Source organism: Actinokineospora diospyrosa (assembly GCF_024171925.1).
In the GTDB taxonomy this organism is placed as follows: domain Bacteria; phylum Actinomycetota; class Actinomycetes; order Mycobacteriales; family Pseudonocardiaceae; genus Actinokineospora; species Actinokineospora diospyrosa.
The window spans coordinates 237917-253979 of record NZ_JAMTCO010000002.1; the positions used below are offsets into that span (position 1 = coordinate 237917).

The window sequence follows — 16063 nt, forward strand, 5'->3', positions numbered from 1 at the left end:
CGCATGTGCCGCCACCTGGGCTACCTGGGTCCCGCCGTGCCCATCGCCGGGCTGCTGGACGGGCCGAGCGGGCTGCTGCGCCAAACCTGGGCCCCCGCCGACATGCGCGGCGGGGGCACGGTCAACGCCGACGGCTTCGGCGTCGGCTGGTACCCCGACGACGACGGCCCACCGGTGCGCTACCGGCGGGCCGTTCCGATGTGGACAGACGCCGGGTTCGCCCAGGTCGCGGCGAGCACCAGCAGCCGCGCGGTGCTCGCGGCCGCGCGCTCGGCCACGGTCGGCATGCCGGTCGTGGACACCGCGTGCGCGCCGTTCGCCGAGGGGCGCTGGCTGTTCAGCCACAACGGTCGGGTCACCGGCTGGCCGGACAGCATCGCCCCGCTCGCCGCCGATCTGTCCACAGTGGACCTGATGACGCTGGACGCGCCGACCGACAGCGCGGTGCTGTGGGCCATGGTGCGCCGCCTGCTGCGCGCGGGCGCGCCGGTGGACGACGCGCTCGCCGAGGTGGTCACCGCCGTGGCCGCCGCGGCCCCCGACTCCCGGCTCAACCTCATGCTCACCGACGGCGTGACCATCGCGGCCACCACCTGGTGGCACTCGCTGGCCACCTTCACCGGCCCCGACTTCGTCGTGGTGGCCTCGGAACCGTGGTCGCCGGACCCCGAGTGGGTCCAGGTCGCGGACCGCCGCCTGGTCACCGCCACCCTCTCCCCGACTCCCGCCGTGCGCGTGCGCGCGCTCGGCAGCGCAGACAAGGACGCAGATGACCGACTCCCGGCTTGATCCCGTGGAAGTGCACCTGCCGGAGGACCACGCCGCCCGCGCGCTGGCCGAGGACGCCCGCGAGGGGCTCACCGCCACCCCGAAGACGCTGCCCCCCAAGTGGTTCTACGACGCCAGGGGCAGCGAGCTGTTCGAGCGCATCACCCGGCTGCCCGAGTACTACCCGACCAGGGCCGAGCGGGAGATCCTGGCCACCCGCGCCGACGAGATCGCCGCCGCCACCGGCGCGCACACCCTGGTGGAACTCGGGTCCGGCTCCTCGGAGAAGACCCGGCTCCTGCTCGACGCCCTGCGCTCGGCGGGCACCCTCGCCCACATCGTCGCGCTGGACGTCTCCGCCACCGCCCTGCGCGACGCGGCATCAGCCCTGGCAGTGGAGTACCGGGGCGTCCAGGTCAGCGGTGTGGTCGGCGACTTCACCGAGCACCTGGGCCTGCTCCCCGGCCAACCCCCGCGCCTGGTCGCCTTCCTCGGCGGCACGATCGGCAACTTCCTGCCCGCCGAGCGCGCGGAGTTCCTCGACGCGATCCGCGCGGTGCTCAAGCCGGGGGAGTGGCTGCTGCTGGGCACCGACCTGGTGAAGGACGAGAACACCCTGGTCCGCGCCTACGACGACGCCGAGGGCGTGACGGCGGAGTTCAACCGCAACGTGCTCCACGTGCTGAACCGCGAACTCGGCGCCAACTTCGACCCGGCCGACTTCGCCCACGTAGCCCTCTGGAACGCCGACGAGGAGTGGATCGAGATGCGGCTACGCGCCCGCCGCGCCCTCACGGCAACCATTCCTGAGCTCGGACTCGCCGTCGAGTTCGCCGAGGGGGAAGAGATCCGAACCGAGATCTCGGCGAAGTTCCGCCGAGACCGGGTAGCAACCGAACTGGGCGCCGCCGGTTTCGAACTAGCCCACTGGTGGACCGACGAAGCCAACCGGTTCGCCCTGTCCTTGGCCCGCGCCGACTAACCCTGGTCAGACCAAGGCCAACGGGAAAGGCCACGCCCTCACCTTCGAGGACGTGGCCTTTCCCCTCCGCCCTACCCACCGAGTCGGCCTTGTCGACTCAGCCCCTGGCCACTCGGACCTGGCGGGGCCAGCCCGCCCCCCTGGTGGTTGTCCACAGGCTGCTGCTCGCTGCTCCCGGTTTGTCGGTGTGTCTCGGTAGGCTGTGTATTTGGGGGCTTTCGGTCAGGTTGATCTTGGCGTAGGCCGTGGCTGGGGGTGCGGTGCCTTCGGGTCGGCTCGCCTGCGGCATCGCGACCCGGTTCGGACGGCCTCGTCGCCTGGCGGCGACCTCGGCGTCCGATCCGCGATTTTCGAGCTTTGCTCGATGGGGTGGACCTGTTTTGTGCGGGGCCCCTACGACACCCGTGGCAGGACCGCAAAGCAGGGGCCGAAAAGAATGGCCCTGCCCCCCACAAACGCTACGGCTGCCGTCCCCCCACACAAAACAGGTCCACCCCATCGAGCACTTGGCACCAGCGACTCCGACTGTCCAGGCGCTGGGTTGGCAGCGTCGACGAGGGCGGGCTGGGTTGGCACCGGCCGTTTCGAGTGTCCAGGCGCTGAGCAGGTGGGTTGGGGCGGGCCTGACGGCAGTTGGGTTGGCACCGCTGCGTCCAGGTGTCCGGGTGGGCTGGGGTCGGTCTCAGAACCGTTGTGGGCCACCAACCGCAGGCAGGCCTACAAGATCAACAGAATCAAGAGCCCCCGATATACAGCCTATCGACGCAGCCCGACAAACCGGGAGCGGCGACCAGCGCCCTGTGGACAGCCGCAGACGTTGTGGACAACCGCGGGCGCGGACCACCCGAGTAGCACCCACACTCCCGATCACCCCACCTTTGGCCGAGCCCCGGCGCGGTTTCCTGGATATATTGGAAAAGCCCAGGTGGGCCCGCCCCGACTACCGGCGGACCCACCTGGGCCTACTGACCACTTAAGACAGAGCCGACACCCCCTCGGCGGCCTGGCCGGTGTCGGGGCACGCGGCCAACAGGCCACCCGCGACACTGAACCACTCCCGGTCGCACTCGGTCGACTCACCCGCCGTGATGGAGCCAACGCATCCAGCGATGACCAACGCGGCGATACCCAGATGGATTTTCCTGTTTCGCAAAGGATCCCCCAATCCCTCGTTCCCCCAAGACCATCCTGACACAGCGTGATGTCACTTAGGGGCCGATCGAGCTAACCTCCGTATGACCACTCTCACTCCGTCACCGGGAACTCCCGCACGCCAGCGAAAACCCGACGCGCCAACGGGAACTTTCCAGGATGGACGGCAAGTCCCGGCTCGGAGTGACCGCTCTAGCTGTTCGCCTGCAAGCGAAGCGGCTTCGTCGTCGGCGGAAAACGGCTGGTGCGCGAAGAATTCGGCGAAGTCTGGTTACCGCCGAGGGTGCTGTGCCACTTCCGGCGTCATGAAGGTCCATAGCCGACGCCACGGGCGGGCTTCGAGCGCCCTGCCGACGACAACGGGGGCCGCCCGAAGGCGACCCCCGTTGTAGGAGAACCAGGTCAGCTGTTGACCATCTTGCGCAGCACGTACTGCATGATGCCGCCGTTGCGGTAGTAGTCGGCCTCGCCGGGGGTGTCGATGCGCACGACCGCCTCGAAGTCGATCGTGGTGCCCTCGCCGTCGCGGCCCGCGGAGACCTTCACCGTGCGCGGCGTCTTGCCGTCGTTGAGCGCGGTGACGCCGGTGATCAGGAACAGCTCGGTGCCGTTGAGGCCCAGCGACTCCGCGGTCTCGCCCTCGGGGAACTGCAGCGGCAGCACGCCCATGCCGATCAGGTTCGACCGGTGGATGCGCTCGAACGACTCGGCGATGACCGCCCGCACGCCCAGCAGCGAGGTGCCCTTGGCCGCCCAGTCGCGCGAGGAGCCGGAGCCGTACTCCTTGCCCGCCAGCACGACCAGCGGGGTGTCCTCGGCAGCGTAGTTCTGCGCGGCGTCGTAGATGAACGCCTGCTCGCCGCCGCGGGTGAAGTCGCGGGTGTAGCCGCCCTGCACGCCCTGGCCGTCGTTCTCGGCCGCCAGCAGCAGGTTGCGCAGCCGGATGTTGGCGAAGGTGCCGCGGATCATCACCTCGTGGTTGCCGCGCCGGGAGCCGTAGGAGTTGAAGTCCTTGCGCTCCACACCGTGCTCGGTGAGGTACTGGCCCGCGGGGGTGTCCTGCTTGATCGCACCGGCGGGGGAGATGTGGTCGGTGGTGACCGAGTCGCCCAGCAGGGCCAGCACGCGGGCACCGCGGATGTCGGTGACCGGCGACGGCTCCATCGCCATGCCCTCGAAGTACGGGGGCTTGCGCACGTAGGTGGACTGCGGGTCCCACTCGAACACGTTGCCGGTCGGCGTCGGCAGCGAGCGCCACCGCTCGTCACCGGCGAACACGTCGGCGTAGCTGCCCGCGAAGCTCTCCGCCGACAGCGCGGAGGCGATCACGTCGGCGATCTCCTGCGGCGAGGGCCAGATGTCGGTGAGGAACACCGGCTCACCGTCGGAACCCGTGCCCAGCGGCTCGGTGGTGATGTCGATGTCCATCGACCCGGCCAGCGCGTAGGCGACCACCAGCGGCGGCGACGCCAGGTAGTTCATCTTGATGTCCGGGTTGATCCGGCCCTCGAAGTTCCGGTTGCCCGAGAGCACCGACACCACGGCCAGGTCGGCGGACTGCACGCCCGCGGAGATCTCGTCCTGCAGCGGACCGGAGTTGCCGATGCAGGTGGTGCAGCCGTAGCCGACCAGGTTGAAGCCCAGCTTGTCCAGGTACGGGGTCAGGCCCGCGCGGTCGTAGTAGTCCATGACGACCTTGGACCCCGGCGCCAGCGTGGTCTTCACCCACGGCTTGCGCGACAGGCCGCGCTCGACGGCCTTCTTCGCCAGCAGCGCCGCGCCGATCATCACCGACGGGTTCGACGTGTTGGTGCACGAGGTGATCGCCGCGATGGCCACCGCGCCGTGGTCGAGCTCGAAGTCCACGCCGTCGAGGGTGACCTTGGTCGGCCTGCTGGCCCGACCCCCGGCGCCGCGCGCGGCCGAGTGGTAGTCGAAGGGCTCGCCGGAGCCGTTGCCGCCGCTGACCGCGGGCGCGTCGCTGGCCGGGAAGGACTCCTCGCCCGCCTCGTCGACCGCGGAGGTGGCCACGTCGGTGGTGTAGGTGCCCAGCGCCGCGCGGAACGCGCTCTTGGCGTCGGTGAGCTCGATGCGGTCCTGGGGGCGCTTGGGGCCCGCGATGGAGGGCACCACGGTCGCCAGGTCCAGCTCGAGGGTCTCGGAGTAGACCGGCTCGACGGACGGGTCGTGCCAGAGGCCCTGCTCCTTGGCGTACGCCTCGACCAGCGCCACCTGCTCCTCGGAGCGACCGGTGAAGCGCAGGTAGTCGATCGTCTCGGCGTCGATCGGGAAGATCGCCGCGGTCGAGCCGAACTCCGGGCTCATGTTGCCGATGGTGGCCCGGTTGGCCAGCGGGACCGCGGTGACGCCCGAGCCGTAGAACTCGACGAACTTGCCGACCACGCCCTGCTTGCGCAGCAGCTCGGTGATCGTGAGCACCAGGTCGGTCGCGGTGGCGCCCGCGGGCAGCTCGCCGTGCAGCTTGAAGCCGACCACGCGCGGGATCAGCATCGACACCGGCTGGCCCAGCATCGCGGCCTCGGCCTCGATGCCGCCGACGCCCCAGCCCAGCACGCCAAGGCCGTTGACCATGGTGGTGTGCGAGTCGGTGCCGACCAGGGTGTCCGGGTAGGCCTGGCTGACACGGCCTCCCGTGCCGGCGGGCACCTCGCGGACCATGACCACGCGCGCCAAGTGCTCGATGTTGACCTGGTGCACGATGCCGGTGCCCGGCGGGACGACCTTGAACTCGTCGAACGCGCTCTGGCCCCAGCGCAGGAACTGGTAGCGCTCCTTGTTGCGCTCGTACTCCAGGTCCACGTTGCGCTCGAAGGCGTCCGGGCGGCCGAAGATGTCGGCGATCACCGAGTGGTCGATGACCAGCTCGGCCGGGGCGAGCGGGTTGACCTTGTCCGGGTCACCGCCCAGCTGGGTGACGGCCTCGCGCATGGTGGCCAGGTCGACCACGCAGGGCACGCCGGTGAAGTCCTGCATCACGACGCGGCCGGGGGTGAACTGGATCTCCGTCGACGGCTCGGCCGAGGGGTCCCACGAGGCGAGGGCGCGCACGTGCTCGGCGGTGATGTTCGCACCGTCCTCGGTGCGCAGCAGGTTCTCCAGCAGGATCTTCAGGCTGTACGGCAGGCGCTCGGCACCCTCCACCGCGTCCAGCCGGAACACCTCGTACGAGGCGTCCCCGACCTTCAGCGTGGCGCGGGCGCCGAAGCTGTCCTTACTCGGTGTGGTCACGTCCAACTCCAGTGGCGGCGCAAAGTCAGTCCGGGTTACTCGACGGTGAGTCTCGCGCACCCCGCTGGGGGACGCAGCGACGGCCTCACCCTTCAAACAGTACGCTTGTCCTGTATAGCGCTTCAAGGGGGCGCACCGAAGGAGGACGATGTGATCCATCACGTCCAGCTCGCCTGCCCACCCGGCGGCGAGGCCGCGGCCCGGGCCTTCTACGCCGGCGTCCTGGGCTGGCCCGAGCTGCCCAAACCCCCACTGCTGGCGGCCCGGGGCGGCTGCTGGTTCACCATCCCCGACGGCGGCGAACTCCACATCGGCGTAGAAGCCGACTTCCGCCCCGCCCGCAAAGCCCACCCCGCCTTCACCGCCGACGTCGCCGCCCTGGCCGCGGTGCTCGTCGCCGCGGGCAGCCCCGTCCACTGGGCCGACCCAGCCGAAATCCCCGGCCGCCCCCGCTTCCACACCGCCGACCCCCACGGCAACCGCCTGGAGTTCCTAGCCCCCTGATCCCCGCAAACCCGCAGGTCACCCCCCATTTCTCACCCCACGGCGACCACCCCCGGCGCCGCCCCAGCCCCCACCCTCTCCGGGGGGCGTCCCCGATGCCAGTCTACCGGTTCTGGCCTGCGAAAACGGCCGCCTCGAAAATCTGTGGATAACTCAGGCGTTGTGGATAACTCGCGAGCGGGCGACGGGCACTGGGCGGCTCGCTCAGGGTGCGGCGAGCGGTGGGCGACCTGGTGTTGGGCGGAGGAACGCGCGTCGTGGGGTCAGGGCAATGCGCGCCGAGTGGGCGGCGGAAACCGCGCGTCGTGAGGTGCTGGCGGTGAGTGAGAGCGACGCGCGGGTGAGGCGTCTCGCATGGTGGACGTGGCGGGGGGACTCGTGCGTCGCGAGGAGCTGCATGTCGCGGCGGAGAGGGCTCGCAGGCGGTGGGGCTAGCTGGGGAGGAGCGCCCACCGCGCTGGCTCGCTGGCGCGGAGTCGTACCTGGTCAGGGCGTCGACGACCAGGCGGGGACATGCCGAGGGCCCGCCCCCGAACCACGGGGAGCGGGCCCTCGGAAACGCGCGGGGAACTACTTGGCGAGCTTGAGCAGCGCCTTGATGTCCTCAGGCTGCAAGCTCTTCAGCGCCGTGATCTGCAGGTCGGTGACCGAGCGGATCGGGCTGACGTACCACTTGCCGTCGACCTCGGTGGTGACCACGCCGGTGTTGGCGATCATGCCCTTGACCAGGTTGGTCAGCGCCTGCTTGGCACCGGCGTCCATCTTCTTGCCGCCGATCTTGGTGGCCAGGTCGTCGGCGCAGATCTGCTCGCGCTCGCCCTCGACCTCGGCGGCGTAGCACTCGCCGTCCTTGGTGACCTTGACGGTCTGGCCGTCCGCCTGGACCTCGAGCTCCTTGAGCAGGACCTTGGTCGCGCCCTCGACGTCCTGGGTCTCGGTCTCCAGCTTCTTGATCTTCACGCCGGTGGACTTCTGCTTGCCCGCGGCGTCCACCAGCACCGGGCCCACGTCGTGCAGCACGGCCATCTCGTCCGGCGGCAGCAGCTCGATCACCCGCGACAGGTCCGCGTTGACCGAGGCCTCGGCCAGCTCGCGCACCGCGTCACCGGGCGAGGCCGCCCCGCGCGCCGGGATGCCCTGCTTCGGCCACTCCAGCTTCTCGCTGGCCAGCGCGTAGTCCGCGACGGTGTAGAACAGGCTCGGGTACCACTCGTCCTCGACCTTGACGGTGGCGATCCGGATCGGCTCGCCCTTGTTCTCCTTGACCAGCTCGGCCACGTCGAAGGTCTGCGTCTGCGGGGCGTCGGTCATCCCGCGCGGGAACGCGAGGTCGATGAACTCCTCGGTCAGCGGCAGCTTGCTGGAGTCCGAGCTGATGGTGACCTTGCCGCCGACCAGCTTGGTGATGGTCAGGTGGTCGTTGACCTTCTCCGCACCCGCCTCGTCGAACTTCAGGTTCTCGGTCTTGAGCTCGAAGCCGTTGATCTGGTTCGGGTCGACGTCCTTCTTGTAGACGTTGAGCCGCTGCAGTTCCTTGGTCGTCTCCGAGTTCAGCGTCGTCATGAGGTCGCGCTCGGCCGGTGCTAAACCGGTGAGCAGACCCGCGACGTCACCCTTGCCGATCGCGTTGACCAGGTTGGTCGCCGCGGCGGTCGGGCTCTCGGCGCCGGCCTGGGTGCTGCCGCGGTTGAGCGCCCACACCGTCACACCGGCACCCGCGGCGACCGCGAGCACGGCGACGACCACGCCGATGATCAGACCCTTGCGCTTCTTCGGCGCCTCCGGCGGCACCGGGTAGCCGTACTGCCCGCCGCCGTAGGGCTGCTGCGGGAACTGGAACCCCTGCGGGTTGGTCTGCGGGAAGCCGCCCTGGGGCTGCTGCGGCTGCCCCTGCTGCGGGTAACCGGGCTGCTGCTGGGCTGGGAAGCCGCCGCTACCCGGACCCCCTTGCTGCTGGTACGGGTCGTTCGGCTGCCATTGGCCGCCGCCTCCGGGTGGATACGTCACGGTTCCCCTCCTGCGATCCTGCTCGCGCCTCTGCGCACGTTCACCACGATGCCGACCGCGCCCAGCACGGCGAGCGCCGAGCCGATGAGCGTTGTCGTCGGTCCGGTCGCCGCGATGCCGAGTGTGCTGCCACCACCACCGCTTTCGACGGTCGCACCACCGGAAACGGTTCCAGTGACTATCGCCAGGAAGGCCCCGATCGTTGCGGCGCCCACGCGGAAACCGAGCGCGTACAACACGATGCTCAGCGTGATCGCCGGGACGACCCCGTACCAGGCGTAGAGCAGCAGCTCCAGCGCCGTCCCGTCGAGGAACCCCAGGGTGGTGATGACACCGATCGCCTGGAAGCTGTCGCGCAGCACGGCGCCGGAGCGGAACCACGGCAGGAACATCCCGACGGCCACGAGCACCAGCCCGACCGCGGTCAGCGCGGCGGGCAACGCGGTGCGCAGCGCGCGGGAGTTCCGTTCGGACACGCCCACCATGCTCGCACCCCACCTCCCGGCCGGGTTACATCCCCCTCGTTCGAGTGGGTGCGACCGTCCTCTTTCGACCGTCGTCGTGCACACAGCGTGGAATCCGGCCGCGGTGATGTCCCCGAGGACGATGTTTCTGCTGGTACGGCTGGTTGGTGAGTGTCCCAAGTGGCACAGTCGGGGGCAGCACGGGCGGGGGGACGCCGCCCCGCGGGCAGGGAGGATCCAACGGTGGCCGTACGACGGACGCTCTCGCTCGGGCTGGTGGTCACCTCGGTCGCCCTCGTCTCGGCGATGACCTCGACGGCGGTCGCGGCCGCCGTCCCGCCCCCGCCGCCCAACCCCAGCGACGCCGAGCTGGACCAGAGCCGCGCCGTGGCCAAGGACAAGGCGGGCGAGGTCGGTCGGCTGACCAACCAGCTCGCCGAGGCCGAATCGCGGTTGATGCGGTTGCAGGCCGAGGTCGAGGCGAAACTGGAGGACGCCAACAAGGCGCTGGTCGACCTGACCGCGGCCGAGGAGGCGGCGACCAAGGCCCGGTCGGACGCCGACGCCGCCCGCCGCGAGGCATCCGGTGCGGACCAAGCCGTCGGCGACGCCCGTCAGCAACTCGACGATTTCGCCGCCGGTAGCTACAAACAGGGCACGACCGTCGGTTCGCTCACCGCGTACCTGGGCGCCAAGAGCCCCGAGGACCTGTTGGAGCGCGCGCACCTGCTCAACGCCGTCAGTGGCAGCGAGCTCGACGCGCTCGAACACATGGAGCGGGCCCGGACCCAGAAGGCCAACGCCGATTCGCGCGCTCGCGCGGCGTTGAAGGTCGCCACCCAGCGGCAATCGGAGGCCGAGGAAGCCAAGCGCGTCGCCGATGAGGCCACCGCGGCCGCGCAACGCGCCCAGCAGGACCAACTCGCCCGGTCGCAGCAGTTGTTGGCGGACCGGACGTCTTTCGAGCGGCAGTTGGAAGCGGCACAGGCCGAAGTGGGCGGTCTGGAGAGCCAGCGCGACCGCTACCAGCGGTGGTTGGCGGCCAAGCAGCGCGAGGACGAGGAGAACGCCCGCCGCGCCGCCAGTGGCCGTCCCGCCGCGGCGCCCGCGGCCGGAAGTGCGCGCACCGTGATCGAACGAGCACTGTCGCAACTCGGCGTGGAGTACGCGTGGGGCGGCGGCAACGGCAGGGGTCCGACCCGGGGCATCCGCGACGGCGGCGTCGCCGACTCCTTCGGCGATTACGCGAAAGTCGGCTTCGACTGCTCCGGCCTGATGATCTACGCCTTCGCGGGGGTCGGCGTGAGCCTGCCGCACTACAGCGGTTACCAGGCCAGCGCGGGTCGTCAGGTGCCGCTGTCGCAAATGGCCCCCGGCGACATGCTGTTCTGGTCCACCGACGGCCGCATCCACCACGTGGCGCTCTACATCGGTGACGGCCAGATGGTGGAAGCCCCGTACTCCGGCTCCGTCGTGCGCATCGCGCCCGTCCGCTACGGCGGCATCGTCTCTTACGCGACGCGCCTCATCTGATCCCCGCACTCGGGTTGCTTGTTTGTCCAGAGTGGATGGGCGGAATCCCCATTTCCCCGCCCCCTTCAACTTATAGCGGACCGGGGGGCTTGCGGCAAGGCCCCCGGTGTACCCCACACTTGCCCACCTGAAGCCAGGACCTGGGGAAATGGGGATTCACAAAGTGCGTGTGGTGTTGACGACGTGGGGATCGCGCGGGGACGTCGAACCGCTGGTGGGGCTCGCGGTGGCGCTGCGGGAACTCGGGGCGGAGGTGTCGGTGTGCGCGCCGCCGGATGAGGATTTCTCGGTGTTGCTCGGGCGGATCGGTGTGCCGCTGGTGCCGTTGGGGCCGACCGTCCGCTCGGTGGTGGCAAACCCGAAACCCCCGACGGCGAAGGACGCGTTCCACCTCGCCCCCGCTCTGGTGGCCGCCCGGTTCGAGGTGCTCGGCGCGGTCGCCAAGGGGAGTGACGTGGTGGTGGCGACCGGGTTGATGCCCGCCGGGGCGCGGGATGTGGCCGAGAACCTGGGAATCCGGTACGTGTACGCGTGCTTCCACACATTTGGCTTGCCGTCGCGGCATTTCGCGCCGGGGATGCGTCCGGGAACGCCGTCCCCGGAAGGTGAAACCGACAACCGCGTCCTGTGGCAACAAGACGCCCAACGCGTCAACGACTTGTACGGACCGGCACTCAACAGCCATCGCGCCGCCCTCGGCTTGCCCGCGGTCGACAACGTCCGCGACCACGTCTTCACCGATCGGCCGTGGCTGGCCGCGGACGCGACGCTGTGCCCGTCGGAGGGGATGACGGATCTCGACCTGCTGCAGACGGGGCCGTGGATCCTGCCCGACGACCGTCCGCTGCCGGAGGGATTGGCGGCGTTCCTGGCCGCGGGCCCACCCCCGGTGTACGTCGGCTTCGGCAGCATGGCCGCCTACGCCCCGAAGGACATCGCCCGGATCGCCGTCGAAGCCAGCCGCGCCCAAGGCCGCCGCACCGTCCTCGCCAGCGGCTGGGCGGGCCTGACATCGATCGACGACGACTGCTTCGTGGTCGGCGAGGTCAACCACCAGGCCCTGTTCCGCCGAGTGGCCGCCGTCGTCCACCACGGGGGCGCGGGCACCACGACCACGGCCGCGGTCGCAGGCGCGCCGCAGGTGGTGGTCCCGCTGATCGCGGACCAACCGTTCTGGGCGGCCCGAGTAGCGGAGCTAGGCATCGGCGTCGCACACGACGGCCCAACACCGACAGTCGAGTCGTTGTCGGCCGCACTCGCCGCTGCCTTGGCACCCGGCGTCCGGGACCGAGCAGCCGCCGTAGCACGAACTATCCGAACCGACGGCGCGACAATCGCCGCCCAACTCCTCGTCGACGGCGTGTAGCTGGCCTTTTGTCGTGGGGGCGGGCACCACCCGCCCCCACGACTCAGAACCGCCCACTCCCGGTGGCCCTCCCCGTCACGACACCCCGCCGTTCCGGAGGCCCTCCCCGTGCGCTCCCGCCCCCCACCACACCACGGGGGGCGTCCCCGGTGCCAGTCTATCCGGTGTGGCGGGTGGGAAGGGGGGTGGCGGATTTCTGTGGACGGGGATGGGGGTTGTGGATAAGTGCGACCTGGGGAAACCGGGGGCGTTGGGTGGAGATTCACCCGGTTGGGGAGGAAGGCGCTGGGAACAGGCGCCTGGCGAAGGGGCAAGCGTCGGGGACGAGGACCGGGTGTCGAGCCTGAACTGAGCCTCGAAGGGGACGAGGACCGGGTGTCGAGCCTGAACTGAGCCTCGAATGCCGCGCCCCGCGCCCCGCGCCCCGCGCCCCGCGCGCCGAGTGCCCGAGCCCGAGCGCGGGAGCGTGGAGCGCCGAGTCCCGAGTCCCGAGTCCCGTGCGTCAGAAGCGGGCACCGAGGACGAGCGCCGCAATGAGTCCCAGCGGACTAGGGGCGAGTGCCCGCTCAGCCGACCGCCGCGGTGAACATGCCGGGTTCGTAGGAGCCGCCGCGTTGGTGCACGATTACGGCGAGGCGATTCGCTGCGTTGATCAGGGCTATTAGGCAGACCAGGGCGGCGATTTGGTTGTCGTCGTAGTGGGTGCGGGCAGTGGTCCAGGTTTCGTCGGAGACGCCGGGGCTGGCGTCGGCTAGGCGGGTGCCTTCCTCGGTCAGGGCGAGGGCCGCTCGTTCCGCGTCGGTGAACACGGTGGACTCGCGCCACGCGGCGACCAGGTTCAGCCGCACCGGGGTCTCGCCCGCGGCGGTGGCTTCCTTGGTGTGCATGTCGATGCACCAGCCGCAGCCGTTGATCTGGCTGGCGCGCAGGGACACCAACTCCTGGGTCGACCGTGGCAGCGGTGACTGGTGGACCACCAGGGCCGCGTTGGCGAACCGCTTGGCGAACTTGCCCGCGATCTCGTTCTCGAACAGGTTGAAGCGCATGATGTGGGTTCCTCACTCGTCGAGCCGCAACGGGACGACCATGGGATGCCGGTGGCGCCGGGCCTGTGACACCCCGCCCGCGTGAGCACCGGCACAGTCACAGAACCACCGCCGCGGACGTCTAGTGCGCGACCCGAGAGGAGCGGCCCGTGCCTGAAGACCCCGCGACCGAGGCGTTCACAGCGCACCGGAACCTGCTGTTCACCGTCGCCTACGAGATGCTCGGCTCGGCGGCGGACGCGGAGGACGTGCTGCAGGAGACCTGGTTGCGGTGGGTGGGCGTCGACCTCGACGAGGTGCGGGACCGGCGGGCGTACCTGGTGCGGATCACCACCCGGCAGGCGCTCACCCGGTTGCGCGTGCTCGGCCGCCGCAAGGAGACCTACATCGGGTCGTGGTTGCCCGAGCCGCTGCTGACCGCGCCGGACGTGGCCGAGGACGTCGAGTTGGCCGACAGCGTGTCGATGGCGGTTCTGCTCGTTCTGGAGACCCTCACGCCGACCGAGCGGGCGGTGTTCGTGCTGCGCGAGGTGTTCGCCGTGGACTACGACGAGGTCGCCGCGGCGGTCGACAAGACACCGGCCGCGGTCCGCCAGATCGCGCACCGGGCGCGGGCGCACGTGGCGGCGCGCAGGCCGCGCGGGGTCGTCTCCGCCGACGCGACCCGCGCGGCGCTCGCGGCGTTCAAGCGGGCGGCCGAGACCGGCGACCTGCAGGGCCTGCTCGACGTCCTAGCGCCGGACGTGGTCCTGCTGGGCGACGGCGGCGGAGTCAAGCAGGCCATCGCGCGACCGGTCGTGGGCGCGGACAAGGTCGCCCGTCTGCTGGTGGGCGGGTTGCGCAAGGTCATCGGCGCGACATCGCTGAACTCGGCCCAGGTCAACGGTTTCCCGGCGCTGGTCCTCCACATCGACGGTCAGGTCGACACGGTCGTCGCGGTGCGCGTGGCGGACGGCCGCATCACCGGGCTCTACGCCGTGCGCAACCCCGGCAAACTGTCCCACATGGACCACGAGACGACCTTGAGTCGAGCTCTCCCAGGGTTCTGAGTCGAAGGTCCTAAAAGGAGTACGGACCGAGTCGACCCCAGGCCACGAAGGCGGCCAGCGCCAGCAGCACGACGTTCACGACCAGCAGCTGCGACTCCTTGCGGCGCGCGTGCACGACCGCCGCGCCCGCCATGACCAGCACCAGTCCGATCGCGGCCAGCGGGGCCAGCACCGGGGCGATGTCGAGTGCGGGCGGCAGGACCAGCCCGAGCGCGGCGAGGACCTCCAGCCCGGCGATGAGTTTGATCGTCCTGGCGCTGTAGTCCTCGGTCCAGCCCATCCCCGCCGCGGCCAACTTCGCCTTCGGCTGGCTGAGCTTGAACGCCCCCGCGGCCAGGAACGCGACGGCGAGCACGCTCGCGATGATCCACAACAGCACGTCCATGGCGGTGGCACCCTCTCAGATGACTTCAACTGTTGAGTGAACCGTAGCCCTGTTGACTTCACGCTTCAAGTCATCGGGCGGTAGCCGCGCGGCTATACTCGTGGCCATGGCAACGGAGGAGCCGCCTTGGCTCGACGAGGGGGAGTGGCGGGCGTGGGTCGCGTTCGCCAGCGTGCTGGTGCGGTTGCCCGCGGTGCTCGACGCCCGGTTGCAGCGCGACGCGGGCGTCAGCCACTTCGAGTACGCGGCGATGGCGGCGCTGTCGGAGGCGCCCGAGCGCACCCTGCGGATGAGCGACCTCGCCTCGGCCGCCGACGGGTCGCTCTCGCGACTGTCCCAGGTGGTCGGGCGCCTGGAGAAGCGCGGGTGGGTGCGCCGCACCCCCGACCCCGCCGACGGCCGCTACACGCTGGCCGTGCTCACCGACGACGGCTGGGACAAGGTCGTCGAGGCCGCGCCGGGGCACGTGCGGGCGGTGCGCGAGTTCGTCTTCGACCCGTTGAGCAAGGCCCAGGTCCGGCAGTTGACCGGCATCGGCGGCCGGATCATGCGCGCCATCGACCCGGACTGCTACGCGCCCGGCCGTCCGCAGGCCGGTAAATAGGACTTGAGTCTCCAGTCGGTGGAGGGTGGACGCTTCTGCCATGGGTGATCCGAGCGAGCTGTTCACCATCGGGCAGCTGGCCGCGCGCACCGGGTTGTCGGTGCGCACGATCCGCTTCTGGTCCGACAGCGGGGTGATCCCGCCGACCACGCGCTCCGGCGGGGGCTACCGGCTCTACGACGTGGCGGCGGTGGCGCGGCTGGACCTGGTGCGGACGCTGCGGGAGCTGGGACTGGACCTGGACACGGTGCGCGCGGTGCTGCGCCGCCAGGTCACCGTCGCCGACGTGGCGGCGGCGCACGCGCGCGCCATCGACGCCGAGATCCGGGCGTTGCGGGTGCGGCGGGCGGTCCTGCGCTCGGTCGCCCGCCGGGCGAGCACCACCGAGGAGATGAGACTGATGCACGAGATGGCCAGGCTGTCCGCCGCCGAGCGGCAGCGCGTGATCGACGAGTTCGTGGACCGCACCTTCGCCGGTGTCGAGGGGAACGCGCCGGGGGCGGGCATCGCGACCGCGATGCGGCAGTTGCCAGCCGAGCTGCCGGACGATCCCACCGACCAGCAGGTCGACGCCTGGGTCGAACTGGCCGGGCTGGTCGCCGACGAGGACTTCCAGCGGCGGGTCCGCGAGATGGCGGTCACCGGCGCCACCGGGGCACCGGCCGTCGCGCACGACCCGGCGCTGGTGGTCGAGCACGCCGGTCCCGCCGAGGCCGCCGGGATCGACCCGGCGTCGGCGCGGGGCCAGGAGGTACTGGGGCGGATCGCCCCTGATCTGTCCACTGAGGACCGGGTGCGGCTGGCGGAGACGATCGAGGTCTTCAGCGACCGCCGGGTCGAGCGGTACTGGCAACTGCTGGGCGTGCTCAACGGATCGGAGCCGTTCGAGCCGAGGGTGCCCGCCTTCGAGTGGTTCGCCGCCGCGCTCCGGGGCTAGCGGACAGCGCCGGGGGA

The 16063-nt window shown here is 70.6% G+C and carries 13 protein-coding genes; 8 read left to right on the forward strand and 5 right to left on the reverse strand.

The features are described from left to right. Positions 1 to 3 precede the first annotated feature (3 nt). Both egtC and egtD read left to right on the forward strand, forming a co-directional pair. Complete coding sequence (gene egtC / locus LV75_RS03640; RefSeq protein ID WP_253885179.1) at positions 4 to 789, forward strand: ergothioneine biosynthesis protein EgtC; 786 nt, start codon at positions 4 to 6, stop codon at positions 787 to 789. Next, a complete protein-coding gene (egtD, locus tag LV75_RS03645; protein WP_253885180.1) occupies positions 770 to 1750 on the forward strand; it encodes an L-histidine N(alpha)-methyltransferase in 981 nt (326 codons plus the stop codon). Before egtC ends, egtD begins: the two co-directional genes overlap by 20 nt. A 1554-nt stretch (positions 1751 to 3304) precedes the next feature. On the opposite strand, the gene LV75_RS03650 is transcribed toward egtD, so the two are convergent. Beyond that, positions 3305 to 6151 (reverse strand): aconitate hydratase, encoded by a 2847-nt coding sequence (locus LV75_RS03650; protein ID WP_253885181.1) that lies wholly within the window; start codon positions 6149 to 6151, stop codon positions 3305 to 3307. A gap of 150 nt (positions 6152 to 6301) precedes the next feature. On the opposite strand from LV75_RS03650, the gene LV75_RS03655 reads away from it, so the two are divergent. After that, complete coding sequence (locus tag LV75_RS03655; RefSeq protein WP_253885182.1) at positions 6302 to 6655, forward strand: VOC family protein; 354 nt, start codon at positions 6302 to 6304, stop codon at positions 6653 to 6655. Between the two features lie 570 nt (positions 6656 to 7225). Here the strand turns inward: LV75_RS03655 and LV75_RS03660 are convergent. Both LV75_RS03660 and LV75_RS03665 read right to left on the reverse strand, forming a co-directional pair. After that, a complete protein-coding gene (locus tag LV75_RS03660; RefSeq protein ID WP_253885183.1) occupies positions 7226 to 8662 on the reverse strand; it encodes a flagellar basal body protein FliL in 1437 nt (478 codons plus the stop codon). Beyond that, entirely contained in the window at positions 8659 to 9138 is a 480-nt protein-coding gene (locus LV75_RS03665) for a hypothetical protein (protein ID WP_253885184.1), read from the reverse strand. The genes LV75_RS03660 and LV75_RS03665 overlap by 4 nt, the downstream gene beginning before the upstream one ends. A 231-nt stretch (positions 9139 to 9369) precedes the next feature. On the opposite strand from LV75_RS03665, the gene LV75_RS03670 reads away from it, so the two are divergent. Together LV75_RS03670 and LV75_RS03675 are read left to right on the forward strand one after the other, a co-directional pair. After that, positions 9370 to 10659 carry an NlpC/P60 family protein gene (locus tag LV75_RS03670; RefSeq protein WP_372504128.1) on the forward strand — a complete coding sequence of 430 codons (1290 nt, stop codon included), beginning with the start codon at positions 9370 to 9372 and terminating at the stop codon, positions 10657 to 10659. Between the two features lie 163 nt (positions 10660 to 10822). Continuing rightward, positions 10823 to 12025 (forward strand): glycosyltransferase, encoded by a 1203-nt coding sequence (locus tag LV75_RS03675; protein ID WP_253885185.1) that lies wholly within the window; start codon positions 10823 to 10825, stop codon positions 12023 to 12025. Between the two features lie 566 nt (positions 12026 to 12591). Here the strand turns inward: LV75_RS03675 and LV75_RS03680 are convergent. Next, positions 12592 to 13071 carry a carboxymuconolactone decarboxylase family protein gene (locus LV75_RS03680; RefSeq protein WP_253885186.1) on the reverse strand — a complete coding sequence of 160 codons (480 nt, stop codon included), beginning with the start codon at positions 13069 to 13071 and terminating at the stop codon, positions 12592 to 12594. Between the two features lie 149 nt (positions 13072 to 13220). Between LV75_RS03680 and LV75_RS03685 the strand changes: the two genes are divergently transcribed. Beyond that, on the forward strand, positions 13221 to 14120 hold the full coding sequence (locus tag LV75_RS03685) for an RNA polymerase sigma-70 factor (RefSeq protein ID WP_253885187.1): 900 nt from the start codon (positions 13221 to 13223) through the stop codon (positions 14118 to 14120). 10 nt (positions 14121 to 14130) lie between these two features. Here LV75_RS03685 and LV75_RS03690 read toward each other — a convergent pair whose 3' ends face one another. Continuing rightward, the gene (locus LV75_RS03690; RefSeq protein ID WP_253885188.1) at positions 14131 to 14505 is read right to left on the reverse strand and encodes a DoxX family protein; all 375 of its coding nucleotides are present in this window, start codon (positions 14503 to 14505) and stop codon (positions 14131 to 14133) included. Positions 14506 to 14611: 106 nt separating this feature from the next. Here LV75_RS03690 and LV75_RS03695 point away from each other — a divergent pair, with 106 nt between their 5' ends. Together LV75_RS03695 and LV75_RS03700 are read left to right on the forward strand one after the other, a co-directional pair. Continuing rightward, positions 14612 to 15109, forward strand: coding sequence for a MarR family winged helix-turn-helix transcriptional regulator (locus tag LV75_RS03695; protein ID WP_253885189.1), 498 nt, complete (start codon positions 14612 to 14614; stop codon positions 15107 to 15109). A 40-nt stretch (positions 15110 to 15149) separates the two neighbouring features. After that, positions 15150 to 16046: a MerR family transcriptional regulator gene (locus LV75_RS03700; RefSeq protein WP_253885190.1), complete on the forward strand. Its 897-nt coding sequence runs from the start codon at positions 15150 to 15152 to the stop codon at positions 16044 to 16046. Positions 16047 to 16063: the final 17 nt, after the last annotated feature.